This is a genomic window from Selenomonas sputigena, from assembly GCF_026015965.1.
In the GTDB taxonomy this organism is placed as follows: Bacteria; Bacillota; Negativicutes; order Selenomonadales; family Selenomonadaceae; genus Selenomonas.
This window is the reverse complement of record NZ_CP110383.1, coordinates 1673002-1690800: the sequence shown is the minus strand read 5'-3', so window position 1 is coordinate 1690800 and position 17799 is coordinate 1673002. Positions and strand designations below refer to the sequence as shown.

Annotated in this window: 16 protein-coding genes and 2 tRNA genes; 6 read left to right on the top strand and 12 right to left on the bottom strand. The window is 58.0% G+C overall.

From position 1 onward, the window contains the following. Nucleotide 1 precedes the first annotated feature (1 nt). On the top strand, nt 2-427 hold the full coding sequence (locus tag OL236_RS08285; RefSeq protein ID WP_265070246.1) for a F0F1 ATP synthase subunit epsilon: 426 nt from the start codon (nt 2-4) through the stop codon (nt 425-427). 77 nt (nt 428-504) lie between these two features. On the opposite strand, the gene OL236_RS08280 is transcribed toward OL236_RS08285, so the two are convergent. The 3 genes from OL236_RS08280 to OL236_RS08270 all read right to left on the bottom strand — a co-directional run bounded on the left by OL236_RS08280 (nt 505) and on the right by OL236_RS08270 (nt 2269). Continuing rightward, nucleotides 505-593, bottom strand: a tRNA-Ser gene (locus tag OL236_RS08280). A 40-nt stretch (nt 594-633) separates the two neighbouring features. Then, entirely contained in the window at nt 634-1638 is a 1005-nt protein-coding gene (locus OL236_RS08275) for a nuclease (protein WP_265070245.1), read from the bottom strand. 70 nt (nt 1639-1708) lie between these two features. Then, nucleotides 1709-2269, bottom strand: coding sequence for a TetR/AcrR family transcriptional regulator (locus OL236_RS08270; protein ID WP_265070244.1), 561 nt, complete (start codon nt 2267-2269; stop codon nt 1709-1711). A gap of 179 nt (nt 2270-2448) precedes the next feature. On the opposite strand from OL236_RS08270, the gene OL236_RS08265 reads away from it, so the two are divergent. Next, a complete protein-coding gene (locus OL236_RS08265) occupies nt 2449-4428 on the top strand; it encodes a heavy metal translocating P-type ATPase (protein WP_265070243.1) in 1980 nt (659 codons plus the stop codon). A gap of 63 nt (nt 4429-4491) precedes the next feature. Here the strand turns inward: OL236_RS08265 and OL236_RS08260 are convergent, their stop codons facing one another. The 4 genes from OL236_RS08260 to OL236_RS08245 form a co-directional block, all read right to left on the bottom strand. Beyond that, nucleotides 4492-5064, bottom strand: a complete 573-nt coding sequence (locus OL236_RS08260; protein WP_265070242.1) for a chromate transporter — start codon at nt 5062-5064, stop codon at nt 4492-4494. A 12-nt stretch (nt 5065-5076) separates the two neighbouring features. Then, nucleotides 5077-5661 (bottom strand): chromate transporter, encoded by a 585-nt coding sequence (locus OL236_RS08255; protein WP_265070241.1) that lies wholly within the window; start codon nt 5659-5661, stop codon nt 5077-5079. Nucleotides 5662-5791: 130 nt separating this feature from the next. Next, a tRNA-Gly gene (locus OL236_RS08250) sits at nt 5792-5865 on the bottom strand. Nucleotides 5866-5955: 90 nt separating this feature from the next. Next, on the bottom strand, nt 5956-8553 hold the full coding sequence (locus OL236_RS08245; RefSeq protein ID WP_265070240.1) for a cell division protein FtsA: 2598 nt from the start codon (nt 8551-8553) through the stop codon (nt 5956-5958). Nucleotides 8554-8865: 312 nt separating this feature from the next. On the opposite strand from OL236_RS08245, the gene OL236_RS08240 reads away from it, so the two are divergent. Continuing rightward, the gene (locus OL236_RS08240) at nt 8866-10131 is read left to right on the top strand and encodes a DAK2 domain-containing protein (protein WP_009647178.1); all 1266 of its coding nucleotides are present in this window, start codon (nt 8866-8868) and stop codon (nt 10129-10131) included. Between the two features lie 60 nt (nt 10132-10191). Here the strand turns inward: OL236_RS08240 and OL236_RS08235 are convergent, their stop codons facing one another. Beyond that, on the bottom strand, nt 10192-10647 hold the full coding sequence (locus OL236_RS08235; protein ID WP_009647197.1) for a DUF441 domain-containing protein: 456 nt from the start codon (nt 10645-10647) through the stop codon (nt 10192-10194). A 110-nt stretch (nt 10648-10757) separates the two neighbouring features. Between OL236_RS08235 and OL236_RS08230 the strand changes: the two genes are divergently transcribed. Both OL236_RS08230 and OL236_RS08225 read left to right on the top strand, forming a co-directional pair. After that, entirely contained in the window at nt 10758-11072 is a 315-nt protein-coding gene (locus tag OL236_RS08230; RefSeq protein WP_264919716.1) for a hypothetical protein, read from the top strand. 197 nt (nt 11073-11269) lie between these two features. After that, nucleotides 11270-12610: an anaerobic C4-dicarboxylate transporter gene (locus OL236_RS08225; protein ID WP_265070239.1), complete on the top strand. Its 1341-nt coding sequence runs from the start codon at nt 11270-11272 to the stop codon at nt 12608-12610. 79 nt (nt 12611-12689) lie between these two features. Here the strand turns inward: OL236_RS08225 and OL236_RS08220 are convergent, their stop codons facing one another. The 4 genes from OL236_RS08220 to OL236_RS08205 form a co-directional block, all read right to left on the bottom strand. Further along, nucleotides 12690-14054 (bottom strand): alanine/glycine:cation symporter family protein, encoded by a 1365-nt coding sequence (locus OL236_RS08220; RefSeq protein WP_009647190.1) that lies wholly within the window; start codon nt 14052-14054, stop codon nt 12690-12692. Nucleotides 14055-14227: 173 nt separating this feature from the next. Then, the gene (panD, locus tag OL236_RS08215; protein ID WP_265070238.1) at nt 14228-14611 is read right to left on the bottom strand and encodes an aspartate 1-decarboxylase; all 384 of its coding nucleotides are present in this window, start codon (nt 14609-14611) and stop codon (nt 14228-14230) included. After that, nucleotides 14602-15462 carry a pantoate--beta-alanine ligase gene (gene panC, locus OL236_RS08210; RefSeq protein WP_265070237.1) on the bottom strand — a complete coding sequence of 287 codons (861 nt, stop codon included), beginning with the start codon at nt 15460-15462 and terminating at the stop codon, nt 14602-14604. The genes panD and panC overlap by 10 nt, the downstream gene beginning before the upstream one ends. A 21-nt stretch (nt 15463-15483) precedes the next feature. Further along, complete coding sequence (locus tag OL236_RS08205) at nt 15484-16449, bottom strand: bile acid:sodium symporter family protein (RefSeq protein ID WP_265071808.1); 966 nt, start codon at nt 16447-16449, stop codon at nt 15484-15486. A gap of 426 nt (nt 16450-16875) precedes the next feature. Here OL236_RS08205 and OL236_RS08200 point away from each other — a divergent pair, with 426 nt between their 5' ends. Continuing rightward, nucleotides 16876-17796, top strand: a complete 921-nt coding sequence (locus OL236_RS08200) for a hypothetical protein (protein WP_265070236.1) — start codon at nt 16876-16878, stop codon at nt 17794-17796. The last annotated feature ends 3 nt before the right edge of the window (nt 17797-17799 follow it).

Sequence of the window (17799 nt, the reverse complement as noted above, 5' to 3'; positions counted from 1 at the left end):
CGTGGCTTCCATCAAGCTCGAAATTGTCTCCCCCGACCGAGTTGTCTACAGCGACGACATCGCCATGCTCATCGTGCGCTCGACGGGCGGCGAACTCGGCATCCTGCCACATCACGCGCCGCTTGTCACGGGACTGCTGCCCCATGCCATGCATGTGAAGTTCCCCGACCGCGAAGAACTCATCGCTGTCTCCGGGGGCTTCATGGAAGTGCAGCCCGAAAAGATCACGGTGCTCGCCTCGGCCGCCGAAGAGCCGATCGATATCGATATCAACCGCGCCCAGCGCGCTTACCGGCGCGCCAAGGAACGCATCGAGGCGTTCCGCAGCGCCTCGGCATCGAAGGAGATCGACCTCCAGCGTGCCGAAGCAGCTCTGCGCCGCGCCATCGCGCGTCTCGATGCGACAAAGACATCCTACGACAAGTAAGCAACCTCAAAAAAGACGGGGCATGAATCCGAAGATTCATGCCCCGTCTTTTTATCTATGCGTCGTTTATTTCATCATGGCGGAGAGGGTGGGATTCGAACCCACGGTGCATCGCTGCATCACCGGTTTTCAAGACCGGCTCCATAAACCGCTCGGACACCTCTCCGTGACTTGCTGTACCATTTTAGCAAAAGGGGCGCAGGCTGTCAATGTATCGAATGTTCTTTTTGCAAGGATTTGATCTTGTCCAGTGATAGGTTTGTAATTCGGGCAATCATATCGAGGGGAAGATTTTCTTTGAGCATAGAAAGTGCTGTCTCCAAGCGATTTTTTTCTATGCCGCGCTCCATACCGCGCTCCATACCGCGTTCCATGCCCCGCTCATAGATGCCTGTACTCAGGTTGCACATCGTCTTCAACTCCTCTTCTATATCTGTAGTCGTATCAAGATCGAATTCATTTTTTAGTAGGTTCTTCTTTTCTGATGGAGACGTCTTTGTATCCTTGAATAGGATTTTTAGAAAACGGATGAGCCAATCCTCGTTTAGCTGCTGCTCGTCTCCAAGATGGATCGTGATGATGCTTATCAAGTCATAGTCGACGCGATTTTCCTTATGGCAGTGAAGAATGTGATGTTCATTCAGTTCGTAGCGATTGATGGCGCTTTTGCCGTTGGGGGAATCCATGCAGAGCCAGATGCTGTAAACTTTCTTGATATCATCGTAGGAAGACCCAGTAAATTCGGTTTCCTTTTGTGAGGAAATCAAGCGACTGGCATAGTAAATGGCACGACGTAAAAGTGCGTAGCCGAGTTTCGACCTACGCTGTGTTCTCTGCGCCTCGACGTTGACGATCAATGTGATCAATTCTCCTGATTTTGGGACGCGTGCGCGAAATAAGATGTCGAAGCGAATCCAACCTTCGGTGATGGCGACGTTTTCCGTGGCATCGCCAAAGATTTCTTTAGGAGTTTTTCTCACCGTATTCGTCTTATCTCGGTCGATAGGAATCTCACTGATTTGCGGCGTGCCTTCGATGTATTTTTCGGCGATGTCGGAAATGGAGACTTTTTCAAATTCTGGTACGGTTCGTTTGAGAAGGCGCGCCATGATGGCTCTTTGTGAAAGTAGACGTTTGGCGTGTTGGTCGTAGATTGGATTTTGGTAAGGAAGTGTATGATCTTTTTCTGAAGTCTGTTCCTCTTTTTGCACGAACTCACCTTCTTTCTGTCATTATAGCATTAAAAATCTCTTCTAGCCAGTGATACTTGCGTCCTTCATGCTAGAGAATCGGCTCGATCACGGCGCGAAAGCAGCGGTCAAGATCTTCGGGCTTCATCTTCCGGCCGCCCTTGATCCACCACAGTACCATTTCGACGAAGCTGCCCGTGATGTGGTTGACGAGGAAATCCTGCGGCACGGCAGGATTTTCCCTTCCATGCGCGACGATGTGCAGGCGCACGAGCTCCTTCAAGCTGTCCTTGAAGTAGCGCAGGAAGATGTCGCTGCTCGCGGACGACAGCAGTCCGAGGATATTGCTGTCGTTCTCTTCGAGATGCTGCAGGAGGTGCAGGAAAACGGAGTGGGGCGCATCGCTGTCCGAGTACAGCCCGTGCGTGTGCGTGCGGTCCATCGCGCTGCCGACGATGTGACCAAAAAGCTCCTCGCACAGAGCCTTGAGGAGATCGTCCTTCGTCTCAAAGTGCGCGTAGAAAGTCGTGCGTCCGATGTCGGCGCTGTCGATGATCTCCTGCACCGTGATCTTGTTGTAGCGCTTCTTCGCTGCAAGCTCGCTGAAAGCGGCAAAGATCGCCGCCCTCGTCTTTTTCTGTCGTCTGTCCATAAATCCCCCTCGCCGTACAAATCTATCGAGATGTTCCGTAAGAAACGCGGTGCTTCAATCATCCGTTGTTTTCTTGCGGACGTTTGCTTAGAATAATAAAGAACACTATGTTCTTTATTGCATTTATTGTACGAAAGAGGATGTCACCTTGTCAAGGAATAAGGAAATGGGGGATCTTTATGGCAGAGGCGAATGCGGTGCAGGGAAAGAAACCTTTGCAGCCAAGCGGCTATGGCTGCTCCAGACTGCAAAGTGCGGCGGCGCTTCTCAAGAAGCTCAACGATTTTCTCGCGAGCCTTTCCATGACGCTCGTGGCGGCAGCGTTCCTGCTGCTCGATCTCGTGCCGCATGTGATGGAGGAGTTCGGCGCGGAAGCGGCGCCCATGCAGATTTTGCCGTTCGACCCCGCATGGGTTACGGTCGTCATCTGCGGCATTCCGCTGCTCTATCTGTCCGTTTGGCGCATCATTTACAATCGCGGCATCAGCAAGATCTCATCGGCGCTTCTGATCTCGATGGCGATGTTTGCGGCAATCGCCATCGGTGATCTCTTCGCGGCGGGCGAGGTCGCCTTCATCATGGCGCTCGGCGCACTTCTTGAAGAGGCGATTACGGAGCGTGCGAAGAAAGGTCTGAAGAATCTCCTCGCGCTTTCGCCGACGCAGGGCCGGAGAATCCGAGACGGCATGGAGGAAATGATCGCGCTCGAAGAGATCGTGCGCGGCGATGTGCTGCGCATCCTGCCCGGCGAACGGATTCCCGTGGACGGCACGATTCTCGCAGGCGAGACTTCCGTCGATCAGTCCGTCATGACGGGCGAATCCTTGCCTGTCGACAAGGGCATGGGCGAAGAGGTCTTCTGCGGCACGCTCAACTGCTTCGGCTCGGTCGATGTCGAAGTGAAGGAGGTCGGCGAATCGAGTTCTCTGCAAAGGCTCATCCGCATGGTGCAGGAAGCCGAGGAGAAGCAGGCGCCGATGCAGCGCATCGCCGACCGCTGGGCGAGTTGGCTCGTGCCCATCGTGCTCGTGCTCGCCGTCGGCGCCTATGCTGTGACGGCGAACATCATCATTGCCGTCACGCTGATGGTCGTCTTCTGTCCGTGCGCTCTCGTCTTAGCGACGCCCACGGCGATCATGGCGGCGATCGGTCAGGCGACGAAGCGCGGCGTCATCATCAAATCGGGCGAGACCTTGGAAAAGATGGGCAAGGTCGATACGATCGCCTTCGACAAGACGGGCACATTGACCTGTGGCAAACTTTCCGTCAGCGATGTCCTGCCCTTTGCTGAAACTGTCAAAGAAGAGGAATTGCTCCAAATCGTCGCCTCCGCTGAGGCGAGGAGCGAGCATCCGCTGGGCAAGGCGATCGTCGCCCATGCGAAGGCGCAGGACATCGTGCTTGCGCCGTCGGAAGATTTTCGCATGACGGCGGGCAGGGGCGTCTCTGCAAAGGTCACAGGGCGAAAACTCTTATGCGGCAGCGAGAGCTACCTCGCGGAAAACGGTGTCATGTTGGAAGCGCCGATGCGTGAAGCTTTGGAGCGTCTGCGCGCCGAAGGCAAGGCGCTCGTGCTCGCGGCGGAAGGGGAGCGGTGCATCGGTGCGCTCGCCCTCTCCGATACGCTGCGCCCCGAGGCGAAGGCGATGGTCGAGCGCCTGCACGCTATGGATGTGCGCACCGTGCTCCTGACGGGCGACAACAAGGAAGCCGCCGCCTACTTTGCGAGCCAAGTCGGAATCGACGAGGTTCATGCGGGGCTTCTGCCCGAAGATAAGGTCGCACATGTCAGGAAACTGCAGGAAAAGGGGCGCAAAGTTCTGATGATTGGCGATGGCGTGAACGACGCACCCGCTTTGAAGTGTGCTGACGTCAGCGCGGCTATGGGCGCGATGGGAAGCGACATCGCCGTCGAAGCCGCCGACATAGCGCTGATGCGCGACGATGTTGGCGAGGTGACCTACCTCAAGCGCCTCGCTAATGCCACGGCGACGACGATCAAGCTCAGCATCACGCTATCGATGTGCATCAATTTCGCCGCCATCGTCCTGTCGCTCATGCAGGAGCTCAATCCTACGACGGGCGCGCTCGTGCACAATGCCGGTTCGTGCTTCGTCGTCCTGATCGCGGCGTTGCTCTACGATAGGAAATTTGACTAGACTGGAAGAGTCCATAAGAAAAAGCACTCGCTCGGTACGGCGAGTGCCTTTTCTTATGGTTGACTACATGCCGCCGTTCTTCAATATGCCAAAGAGCACGCCGAGTACGCCGGAGGCGGCGAGGATCGTGATGACGCCATATTTATAGTGCATGGCGATCAGGGCGAAAGCGATGATGACGATGCTGCTCCATTCGGTTGCATCAAAGCTTGTGGGAAGGCTCTCTGTGTTCCAGACGGCGAGCAGGATGAAGTCGATCGCCGCGCCGCAAATGAGAGCGATGACGGCGGGGCGCAGGCCGTTCAAGATGCCGCGGATCGAGCCGATGTCGCCATACTTGAAGAAGAGCTTGGCGAGCGCGATGCCGAGGATCAGCGACGGAAAGGCGAAGCCTGCCGTCGCTGCCACGGCGCCCCCAGTGCCCGCGACCGTCATGCCTGCGAAGGTTGCAGCGTTGATGCCGATGGGGCCGGGCGTCATCTGTGAGATCGTGAAGATGTCGATGAACTGTGCGAGTGTCAGCCAGCCGCGCTCATCGACGACGGCGGCTTGAATGAGCGGCATGGAAGCGTAGCCGCCGCCGACGCAGAAGATGCTGACCTTGGCAAACTCGAAGAAGAGCTGAAGATAGATCATGATTGCGCCCCCTCAGCCGAATTTCCTGTCCTGCATGAGGACGAGGCCGATGATGCCGTCGATGATGACGAGCAGCATGATGTTGACATCGAAGAACACGTTGGCGACGAAGGTAGCGAGGATGATCGCCATGGGCAGCAGGAGGCGCGTCTTCGCCTGCTTGATGAAGAGGTCGATGGCGACCTTTAGGATGAGAGCTGTCGCGCCGCACTGCATACCTTTCAATGCGAGCTGCACTGTCGGATTGCTGGCAAAAGCGTCGTAGCAGCGAGCGATGACAGAAAGCGTGATGAGGGGCGGCAGCACCGTCGCGAGGAGCGCCGTCAAGGAGCCTGCGAGTCCCGCCATGCGGTAGCCGAGGATGATGCAGGCATTGACGGCGACGATGCCCGGCATGGACTGCGCGATGGCGACCATGTCGAGAGCCTCTTTGTCGTCAATCCAACCGTATTCGTCGACGTACTTTGCCTTCAACAGCGGGATGATGACGAAGCCGCCGCCGATGGTGACGGCGCTGATGACGAAGGTGGAAGAAAAGAGCTTCCAGTAAAAATGCTTGGCATCACGAGACGATGCCGGAACTTCTGTCTGCTTCATTGGGTTGCTCCTTTTTGAGGCTTGGTTGGGTTCTGGCAAATGCGGTGCGGAATGATCACAAAGCCTGCATTTTAGTGTGCGAGTTCTATACAAAAAGAGCTGCCGTTTCCGACAGCTCTAGGTACTCGCATGGAGCGGGCAATGGGAATCGAACCCACCTCCCGAGCTTGGGAAGCTCGTATTCTACCGATGAACTATGCCCGCGAACGCTACGCAAAGTATTGTATCACAGATTGATAGGCGTGGCAAGGGGGAGTTTCAGAGGGGTTCGCCGCGTGCGGACTGCGCGCCGCTTTACGACTGCGCGGCTGTGCTTGGGGTGTTGCTGAAGCTCGCGGGAGTTGTAGGTGCAGGCAGGGGCTTGATGACGATGTCGAGGCGGTCGCCGTTCTTGATGGGGTCGGTGAAGACGACGGGACGGCGGTTGACGAAGATGGAGACGCTGACGCGGCTCGTGGCTGGCGGCGGCTCAAAGCCGACAGCGAGCAGAGCTTCGTTGACGGTCGTTGCCTTTTTTTCGGAAATTCTGTAGTAGACGACGCTGCCGTCTTCGAGGTAGGTGCCGGGCGACGCCTTGTGACCGTTGACCTCAAGTTCCAGGGAGGCGGAGGGGATCTCGTATTCCTGATCGTTGTAGGTGATGGTGACGGCGGACTGCAGGCGCGAGATGTCGAGCACGTCGCTGAGTTTCGGCTCTGCTGTCATTTGATATTCGATGCGATCGCCTTCGTGAATCGGCTCGGAGATCGTCGCGGGTGCGTCGTTCAGCAGGATTTCGGGCGATACGACGTACTGCGCGTTGTTGTCGTTGAGCGTGTAGCGGATCTTGCGGCCCGTCGGTGGGTAGCCGGCGGCTTTCAGAGCCTCGCCCAAGGTACGCGGTTCCTTGCTCTCGACGATGTCGTTGTCGGCGAGCAGTCGATCGGGCTTGGCGGCTTCGCCGTTGACGTAGGCGGCCTGGTGGATGTGCGTCTCCTTGCCGTTGATTTCCAGCGGGAAGTCCGGCTCGATTTGTAGGACGTCGGTGAGGCGCACTTCGGGCGTCTCGCCGTCCTTGCCGTGCGCGACGGTGATGCGGCAGCCCGCCTTAACGAGTGTGTCGAGCGTCGTGTCCTCACCGTCGAGTTTCAGGATCGCCATGGAAGGAAGTGAGCCGGGGAAGAATTTCTTCTCGCCGTTGACCGTGACCATGAGGCCGAGGCCGGGACGGCCGTTGTATTTCTTGAGTTGGATGCCCGCATTCAAAAGTGCGTCGGAGACGGTGAGGTCACGGAAGTTGAAGAGGTTGATCTCCTGCTCGTTGACGTAGACGGAGAGGAAGTGCAGCAGGTTGATCGAGGCGATCTTCAGGATGCCGAGGGGTGTGACGGCATCGGGCGTCTGCAGTTCTTCCGGGATGGCCTCGACGCCGATGACACTTTCAGGATGGCGCACGGCGACGCGATTCTCGGGCACGGAGAGTGCCTTGGCGACGAGCGCGGCAAGGCCTGGTGTCTGCGAGCCGCCGCCGACGAGCATGACGGCCTGCGGCGAGTCGCCGTTGAGTTCGAGCACCTGACGTGCGATGGAGTCGGCGAGGTTCTGGATGTTCGGCATGATCGGTCCGATGACATCGGAGGGACCGAGGTCGTATTCCGTGCCGAGGATATCGGTGAATTTTGATTCTCGCCCAGCAGAGGCGTTGCGTTTGACTTCTTCTGCCACGTTGAAGTCGAGAAGGTAGCGCTGGCTGATGGCCTCGGTGATCTCGTCGCCTGCCAGAGGCACCATGCCATAGGCGATGATGGAGCCGTTCTTCGTGATGGCGACGTCGGACGTGCCTGCGCCGATGTCGACGAGCACGAGGTTCAGGTGGCGCATCGTCGGCGGAATGAGGACATTGATGGCGGCGATCGGCTCCAAGGTAAGCGCGTGCATCTCAAGACCGACGTCCCGCAGAGCCGACTGCATGGAGTCGATGACCTGGCGTGGCAGGAAGGTGGCGATGACGGTCGCTTTGGCGATCTTGCCGCGCTGACCGACGAGGCTCTTCAAGGGGATGTCGTCGAGCGTGTACTGGATCGTGCTGTAGCCGACACAGTAGTAGCGGCCAGGGTCTTCGATGTCCTTGGAACTGGCGAGTTTCGCCTGCGCTGCCTGCACGCCTGAGAAGTCGAGGGCGCGCTGCTGCTCGTCGGTGATGACGCCGTTGATCTCGACGGAGGCTTCAGCGGTCATGGTGTAGAGGGCGCGGCCAGCAGCGGCGACGGAGGCGGACTTCAAAGGCCCTGTCGTCTTTTCCAGCTCGCGCTTGACCTCGCGGATGAGGTCGGCGACTTGCGGCACGTCGTGAATCTGGCCGTCGAGCATGGCGCGCGTCTTGTGCTCGCGGCGCACAGTCGCGAGGATGCGCATCTGCTCGTTGTCGAGTTTTTCAGCGACGATGCCGATGATGCTGCGCGTGCCGATGTCGAGCGCGAAGATCGGCTCGCCGTGCGGCTTCTTCTTCGTTCCTGCAGTCGTGGTTTCGGCAGTATTCTTTTTGGCGGTGCGCTTCGTCGTCTTCTTGGCGGCGGCTTTCGTGCTCTTGGCGCGCGTGCTCCTCGTCGTCTTGGCGGCGGGCTTCCTGCCGCGCTTCTTGGCGGCGGGTTTTACCGTATCGATAGGCGCTTCATTTGCAGCGTTGTTCGCTTCGTCCTTTGCGACGATCGCTGCCGTATCGTTTGCATTGGCAGCGGTTTCTTCTCGTGTCTTTGCCGCATCCGGTGCGGAGAGTGCAGAGGTCTGCGTCCCCGCAGTTTCCGTTTCGCTTGGAGGGATGCTCTCGCCTGAGGCGGCTTCGGAAACAATGGCTTCCGTGGCGAGGCCTTTCAGTTCTTTTGTTTTCGCCGAGGTCTTTCTTGTTCTAGGCATCGAATGACTCCTTTGCTCTTCTCGCTTCCGCACGGCGCAGGCATTTGCCAGTGCTTCTCCTGCGCCTTTCGCGCTAAACTGCACGCACAACGTCCGCTTCGTGGACGTTGTGCGCCGCCCTTACATGAAAGAGCCAATCAGTCTGCGCCCTCTGGGCTTGACTTCTTGGACTTTCATGGTAAATTAATTGCGGAAATGGATTTATTGAAGTTTTATAGAAGGTTAATTCTCTTATTTCGCGAATACTATAAAAGAATCCTGTTTCTTGCAGGAAATTTTCTACAAATTATTTAAATGGAGAGAAGGGATCCTATGACGGGCAATCGAGAAGTCATTACGGGAAGCGATTTCAAACGCATGTTGAGCGGCGCTTACGGGGAGTTTCTTCTGGAATATGAGGGCATTGACGCGCTTTCAAGAAAGAGGCAGGGGGAGCGCTCAGCGCTTCCGGGTACGCATGTGCTGCGCACGATGGGCGCGGCGGTCATGCCGCTCGTCGACGTGAAAGATGAGAGCATCGGTGGCCTTGCGAGGCGTGTAGCGAGTGCGGCGGTGCTCGGCGCGCGAGGTACGTCGGGCGTCGTGCTCGCACAGCTCCTGCGCGGCATCGCGAAGGGGCTGTCGGGAAAGAATGACGCGACTTCGTCAGAATTCGGCAAGGCGTTCCAGTACGGCATTCTCTACGCGCAGCGCGTACTGCCTCCGACAGTGGAAACGGTGCTTGTCGCCGCCGCCAAGGCAGTGGCGAAGGGCGCGTACCATGCGGTGCGCGCAAACCTTCCGATCGCAGAGATCCTGCAGACGGCGATTGACGAGGGACGGAAGGCTCTGGCGGAGGAAAAGCGCGAAGAGCCGGGTGCGCTCGTCATGCAGACGTTTTTGCAGGGTTGTATGAAGGGACTCGATGGGCACTTCGTCTCGCCGGCTGTGAGCCTGTCGCTCGGTATGGGAGAAGATCGGCTTTCGATTCCCGACCCGCGCCGCGACCTCGTGCGCCCGTACTGCGTGACGTTTCGTATCGTCGGAAGCAAGGCGCGTGCGCGTGACGTCGAGCATCGCCTGCAGGAGGATTGCCGCTTCGTCGCCGTTGTGCACGATGAGCGCTCCCTGCTCGTCCATGTGCACACCGATCATCCGGGCGCCGTCGTCGAGCAGGCGATCGGCTGGGGCAAGCTGCAGTCGTTCCGTGTGACAGACATGGCGGAGGCGCATGCCTTGACGGCGGACTATGAGTCGCTGCTGCCCGTCGCGCTCCTCGCCGTCGCGTCGGATGCAGCGCGCGGCCTGCGCTTGACGGAACTCGGCGCGAACGTCATCGTGCCGGGCAGGCGCGAGGAATGCCCGTCGGTAGCGGAACTCCTGCACGCGGCGCACAGCGACCTCGCGCGAACGTATGTGATCGTTGCGAGTGATTCCTCAATGGAGCTTGTGCTACGCCAGGCGAAACGCATCCTCGGCGAGCGCGTCGAGCTTGTGCTCGCAAAGGATGAGGCAGAACAGGACAAGGCGGTCGCCCTCTACGACAAGAAGCGCACCGCCAAGGAAAATGCCAAGGCGATGCGCAAATTGCTGGAATGAAAGCCGTATGATTTAGGTAGTGAGAATGTGCCGGGATGCAGCTTGGCTGAGGTGAGCGAGCTATTTGATAGAGGCGAAAAGCTTCATTAGTGCGTAGGTCATGCCGCCCGCGATCAGAGGCCCGACGGCGACACCCTTGAAGAAGCACACGCCGATGATCGTGCCGATGATGAGTGCGGCGACGATGTGCGGATCATTTTTCAGCAGCTCGACGCCGCCGCCGCCCGCCATGGCAGCGAGAACACCACAGACGATGGCGGCTATGCCCAGGGGACTCTTGAAGGCATCGATCATGTTGGCGATGGTCACGTCGCCTGTCGCAATCGGCACGAGGATGGCAGCCAAAAGGAGTACGATGCCCCAGTTCAGCCCATTGACGGAAAGGATGTCGAGCATTGCCGTCAGTCCGAGAAGCTTCAGAACGAGCACGATGATGACGGCATAGGCGACCGTCGTATTGTGACCGATGATGCCGAGGGCGAGGATCAGGAGCAGCATGAGGTATTCGGAATACATGAAGAGCACCTTCTTTGTGTTGATGGAGAGAACATTGCCGCTGAGCCGGCGGATTTTCTATCGTATATATAGTATAGCGGAAAAACGAAGATAAGGAAAGGTGATAAAGCGTGTCAACGACTTACAGCGTAGCGATTCAGTACAAGAAGGATCTCGGCTACATCGAATATGATGCGGAAAAGAAGGCGGCGACCGTCGTCTTGGATGATGAGGACGGCCGTTGCGCTGTGGAAAAATATCTGGCCGAGAAGCATGAGATTGGCGTGCCGCACGAGAATCTGCGCGATTTCAGCAAGGAAATGATCGACCCGACGGCCGATGTCGAGAGCTTCAAGACAGCTCTGACGCGTCTTTGGGAAGCTACGGACGTCCACGTCGATTGGAGCCGTCCCGTCGACTATGTGAAGGAACATCGCAAGTATTGAGGAAAAATCTTCCTCTTCAGGGCGCTTTCGCGCCCTTTTTTGTTGCCTGTATACGATTATTGTATTATAATCGTGTTATATGATCGGCAAGGCTTCTGAAATTCCATACGGAGGGAAGGATTTTGGTTTCTCCGATCAAGGCTGTTTGGGAAGGCGTCTTCTTGCACCGCTCCCGTGGGATTTTAGGAGGAATCTTTATGGAAATGGTTCTCGGTTTTCTCGTGATGCTCGGCTGTCTGCTCTTTGGCGTGCATCACGGCGGCATCGGGCTTGCCGTCATCAGCGGCATCGGACTTGCCGTCTACACCTTCGTCTTCGGCTACCAGCCGGGCGTGCCGCCGATCTCCGTCATGCTGACGATTCTCGCAGTTGTCACATGCGCGGGCTTTTTGCAGACTTCGGGCGGCCTCACGGTCATGCTCAAGTACGCGGAGAAGCTCCTGCGCAACAACCCGAAGCAGGTCACGATCTTCGCACCCGTCACGACGTGGCTTCTGACGGTGCTCTGCGGCACGGGGCATGTCGTCTACACGATGTTCCCCATCATCTACGACGTGGCGATCAAGCAGGGCATCCGCCCCGAGCGCCCCATGGCGGTTTCTTCCGTCGCGGCGCAGATGGGAATATGCGGCTCGCCCGTTTCCGTCGCGGTCGTTTCCATCATCGCCTTCATGGCGCAGGCGGGGCACCACGTCTCGGTGCTGCAGGTGCTCGGCGTGACGATCCCGGCGACGTTGACGGGCGTCATCTGCGCGGCGCTCTGGAGCTATCACCGCGGCAAGGATCTGGAAAAGGACGAGGCGTTTCAAGAGTTCATCAAGAATCCGAAGAACAAGGAGTATGTCTACGGCGACTCGGAGAGTCTGCAGGGGCAGGAACTGCCGCGCTCGTATTACCATGCGATGTTCATCTTCTTCTTCGGCATCCTCGTCATCGCGATCCTTGGCAACGATCCCGATCTTCTGCCGCACTTTCCCGATAAGCTCGGCGAGATGAAGGCGATCGACATGACCGAGGTCATCCAGATGATCATGCTCCTGATCGCCGCCGCCATCCTCGTTTTCTGCAAGGTGAAGGCGAAAGAAGTCGGCAACAGCCAGGTCTTCCGCTCGGGCATGGTCGCGCTGCTCTCCGTCTACGGCGTCGCCTGGATGGCGAACACGTACTTCAGCGCACACATGGCGCTCCTCAAGGAGTTCCTCGGCACGACCGTGCAGGCGTATCCGTGGGCCTATGCCATCATAGCCTTCTTCACGTCGAAGCTTGTCAACTCGCAGGCGGCGGCCATTGCTATCGTCGTGCCGATGGCGCTCAACGTCGGCGTCGATCCCGTGCTCATCATGTCGTTCATCTCTGCGTGCTATGGTTACTTCTTCCTGCCCACGTATCCGTCGGATCTTGCGTGCATCGGCTTCGACCGCTCGGGTACGACGCGCATCGGAAAGTATCTGCTGAACCACAGCTTCATGATCCCCGGTCTCATCGGCGTCATCTCCGGCTGCTGCGTAGGCTACGTCGTCGCGCATCTGATCTTCTGATTTTGCAAAAACCAAGAAGCGCCCTCATGATACCATTCTTTTTGGTATCACGAGGGCGCTTCTTGGTTCGGTTCGATCTTTACGAGTGCTTGATTCTCGAATGGCGCTTGACGTATTCCATGTAGAGCTTCGTTTCGCGCACGATGACGCCTGAGAGCAGGAGGAGCGCGATGAGGTTCGGAATCGCCATGAGACCGTTCACGATGTCGGCGAGGATCCAGATCGCTTCGAGCTTCAAGAATGCGCCCGAGGCGACGAGTGCGATGAAAATCAGGCGATACGGCAGCACGCCCTTGCGCTCGAAGAGGTAGATAATTGCGCGTTCGCCGTAGTAGTTCCAGCCGAGGATCGTCGTGAATGCGAAGAGCACGAGGGCGATCGTCAGAAGGTGGCTGCCGATTGCGCCGTAGTTTACCGAGAAGGCGGCGCTCGTCATGGCGGCGCCCGCCGTATCCCCCGACCAGACGCCCGTCAGGACGAGAGCTAGCCCTGTCATCGTGCAGATGATGATCGTGTCGATGAAGGTGCCCGTCATGGAGATCAGGCCCTGCTCAGCTGGACGCTTCGTCTTCGAGGCGGCCGACGCAATGGGCGCGGAGCCGAGTCCCGATTCGTTCGAGAAGACGCCGCGCGCGATGCCGTTCTGCATTGCCATCATGATGGTCGAGCCGGCGAAGCCGCCGACGGCCGCCTCGCCCGTGAAAGCGCTCTGCAGGATGAGGGCGATGGCGTGCGGCAAGGCGTCGATGTTCATGACGATGAGGACGAGAGAAAGCGCGATGTAGGAAAGCGCCATGAAGGGAACGATGGCGGCGGCGACGCGCGCGATGCTCTTGAGTCCGCCGAGCGTGATGGCGGCGATGAGCGCCGTGATGGCGAAGTCCGTCGCCCAGCGCGGCACACCGAACGAGATCTCGACGCTGTCGACGATGGCGTTGACCTGCGGGAAGGTGCCGATGCCGAAGAAGGCGACGAGCACGCAGGCACACGCGAAAAAGATTGCCATGGGACGCCACGAGCGCCCGAGACCTTTTTCGATGTAGAACATCGGGCCGCCCGCGATGTCGCCGTGACTGTCCGTCGTGCGGTACTTGATGGCGAGCAGTCCTTCGGCGTACTTCGTCGCCATGCCGAAGAAGGCCGCCATCCACATCCAGAAGATCGCGCCCGGGCCGCCCGCCTTGACCGCTGTCGCAACGCCGACGATGTTGCCCGTGCCGACGGTCGCGGCGAGCGCGACGCACAGAGCCTTGAAGCTCGACACGTCGCCCTCGCCGCGATTCCTTGCGCGGAAGATTAAGGAGAGTGCGAGCGGCAGGTGCACGACCTGCAGGAGACGCAGGCGTACGGTAAGGAAGATGCCCGTCCCCACGAGCAGGGTGATGAGAGGCGGTCCCCAAAGCACCGAATCGATGGAATTGAGAAGAGGTATTAGATTTTCCATAAAATTCCCTCCATTGACAAAGGACAATAGTACATATAAAATAACGAATTTTATGGTATCATAACTTACCTTGATTTGTAAAGGCTTTGAAAGAGAAAAAACTCCCTGCGATGGAAAACTTGTCCTCGCAGGGAGTTTTCTGCTCAGAAAGTGCGGCATGCAGCCGTCATTCTCTATGCAATCGTGCCGTGCTCTTCTGCGCCGCGCAATTCTTTCTGCTGATTCTTTTCGTCGAGTATGACGACGATGGGGGTGTGGGCGCGCGCTTCTTCTTCGGTCATCATGGCGTATGACATGATGATGACGATATCGCCGGGCTGCACGCAGCGTGCGGCAGCTCCGTTCAGGCATACGACGCCGGAGCCGCGTGCGCCCTTGATGACATACGTTTCGAGGCGTGCGCCGTTGTTGTTGTTGACGACTTGCACGCGTTCGTGCGGCAGGATGTGCGCTGCCTCCATGAGCGCTTCATCGATGGTGATGCTGCCCATGTAGGCGAGATTTGCTTCCGTGACGGTCGCACAATGGATTTTGGATTTCATCAAGTTCAGCAGCATGTTTCTTCCCCCAAGATGATATTGTCGATGAGACGCGTCTTGCCGATGTATACGGCGACGGCGAGGAGCGCGCGCGCCTCGATTGTCTCGATTTCTTCAAGCTCCGGAAAGGAGTAAAGCTCTACATAGTCGATCTTTGCCAAGGGTTCTTTGGAAAGCTCAACGGCGGTGATCTCCTTGAGTACTTTCGTACGCTTTTCGCCTGTTTCGTAGACATCGCGTGCTTCTCGCAGGCTGCGCGAGAGGACGCGGGCGGCGGTGCGTTCATCGGGCGATAAGTAGGTGTTGCGCGAGCTGAGCGCAAGGCCCGATGCTTCGCGCACGATGGGCGCCATGACGATCTCGGTCGTGACGCCGAGGTCGGCGGCCATGCGGCGCAGGACGGCGACCTGCTGCGCGTCCTTTTGTCCGAAGAAAGCCCGGTCTGCGTGCGAGAGCAAGAGGAGCCTCAAGACGACGGTCGCCACGCCGCGAAAGTGCCCGGGACGCTTTGCACCGCAAAGTTTTTCCGTGAGCGTGCCCGTGACCTCGACATAGGTCGCATAGCCTGCGGGGTACATCGCCTCGGGGGCGGGGTGAAAGACGGCGTCGACGCCCGCAGCGTCGAGCTTCTCCGCATCGGCTTCAAAGGTGCGCGGGTAGGCCGCGAAGTCCTCGTTCGGACCGAACTGCACGGGGTTGACAAAGATGGAAACGATGACGCGGTCGGCGCTCTTTCGCGCCGCTTCGACGAGTGAGAGGTGGCCTGCGTGGAGCGCTCCCATCGTTGGTACGAGGGCGATCGTTTCCTTTGCGTTCTTGACGCTTTGCGCATAGGATTGGAGTTCTTTCGGTGTGGTCAGGATTTTCATCAGATTGCCTCCTGTGGCTTGTCAGAGAGAAACATCGGCGGAAATCTTGCTTTCGTCTGCATCATGGCGCGTGAACCAGTTCGCCGCAAGCGAGCCGGAGATATTGTGCCAGACGCTGAAGAGCGCTGCGGGAATCGCGGCGGCGGGATTGAAGTAGAGGAGCGCGAGCGATGCCGCCATGCCGGAGTTCTGCATGCCGACTTCGATGCCGATGGCGCGTCGTTTCGGTGCAGAAAGTCCAAGCAGCCTGGCGAGTGCGTAGCCGAGTGCGAGGCCGAATCCGTTGTGCAGGACGACGGCGAGGGCGACGAGCGTCCCGACTTCGGCGAGGCGCGGTGCGCTCATGGAGACGACGACACCGACCAAGAGGGCGACGAGCAGGGTGGAGATGAGCGGCAGAACCGTCAGCGCGTACGCGACACGACGGCGGAAGAAATGATTGAGTGCCGCGCCTAAGAGGACGGGCAGAAGCACCATTTCGGCGATGGAGAGCATCATCGCGGGAGCGTTGACAGCGATCTCTTCACCCGCTAAGAGGAGCGTCAGAAACGGTGTGACGAAGGGGGCGAGAAGCGTCGTCGCCATAGTCATGGTGACCGACAGGGCTACGTCGCCTTTGGCAAGGTAGGTGATGACGTTTGACGCCGTGCCTCCCGGGCAGGTGCCGACGAGAATCACACCGACGGCAAGATCGGGCGGCAGGGAAAACGCTTGGGTAAGGAGATAGGCGACGAGCGGCATGATGGTAAACTGCGCGAGTACGCCGATGCCCACATCCCACGGGTGGCGCGCCAGGTGGCGAAAGTCTTTGAACTCGATCGTCATGCCCATGCCGAACATGACGATCCCCAGGAGAAGCGGCACCTGCGGCGCAATCCAAGAGAGCGACGCAGGAAAGACCGCACCCGCCGCGCCGACGAGAACGACGAGCCAGACCATGTTCTTGACGATGAAGCGGCCGATGTTTTGCAAATGGATTCCTCCCATCAAAAAAGCCTTCCTGCCAAAAGACAGAAAGGCCGAAATGCATGCAGAACCATCACGGCTATGTACCGTGTGCGCTGTAATCTTGTGCGAAACCTTGCTGTCTCAGTCCCGAGGGATCTAAGCAGATGTTTACCGCTGCGGTATTCATTTGTGGCAGGACATAAAACAGGGCGGGCGTCGCTCGCACCTGCACGGTAAATACAGCGAAGTACGATTCCTTGAGGATATCATCTTCGCTCCCCTACGATAGCATAGCGGATGGGAAAATGCAAGGGGATGTGTCGATCGTCTTTCGACAGAGGAATACGCGCTTATGCGAGTTTAGTGGACTTTTAAGGGAGGATTTCCCCGCTGTTTGCAGAATAAGGCATAAGAGAAATTCTATTTCGTATGGAAATTCATGGCTGTCATAAAGGAGGAACTTCCATGTTCTTGAAAAAAATCATGAGCACGGCTCTTTGCGCCGCGCTTTTTGTGACGCAGGTCGGTATGGCGAGCGCCGCAGAGGAGACGGTGCAGGGAAAACTCGCCGCCGTTGAGACGGAAACGTGGGGCGCAGAGCAGACGGGCGCGTTCCTCGACCGCATCAATCATTTGGAGAAGGACTATCTTGGAAAACACAACAAAGGCTCCATGCTCGACCGTGTCAATATCGTCTACGATGACATCTACGACAACACGACAGGACCCGGCCTCTTGACGCAGCTCAATGCCGTCGAATGGGGACTCATGCACGAAGTCAGCCCCAAGGCGGTGGATAAGCGCGTGACGGAGATGGAGATGGCGGTCGCAGGAAAGACGAGCGCAGGCACTTACAAGAAGCGCATCCAAGATCTCGGAACGGCGGCTTTTGGCGGCTACAGCGTGCCGCTTGAGCAGGTGACCGTGCCGAAGAACACGGTGCTCAAGATCGCCTTGACGCAGGAGGTCAACGCGAAGAACCTCAAGGCGGGAGATACCATCCGCTACAAGGTCGCGGAGGATGTCGTGCAGGGTGGTATGCTCGTATTCGCCAAGGGGCAGCCAGGCGTGGGCACAGTGAAAAAGGTCACGCAGGCGCGCAACTTCGGCCGCGATGCGGAGATCGATGTAGACTTCCATACGACGAAGGCGATGGACGGCACTGAGGTAAAGACGTTCGTCGGCGAGGAATCGAAGCAGGAGATGAAGAGCTACGCCATGGCTGCCGGCGCGAGTGTTGCGGGTATGTTGCTCTTAGGGCCGATTGGCATCATCGGTGGCGCGTTCGTCAAGGGGAAGAATATCGAATTGCCGGAAGGGACGGAGCTCTTCATCCAGACGCAGGATGAGACCGTCCTCTATGCGATACCGACGACGGAAAAGTGAGAG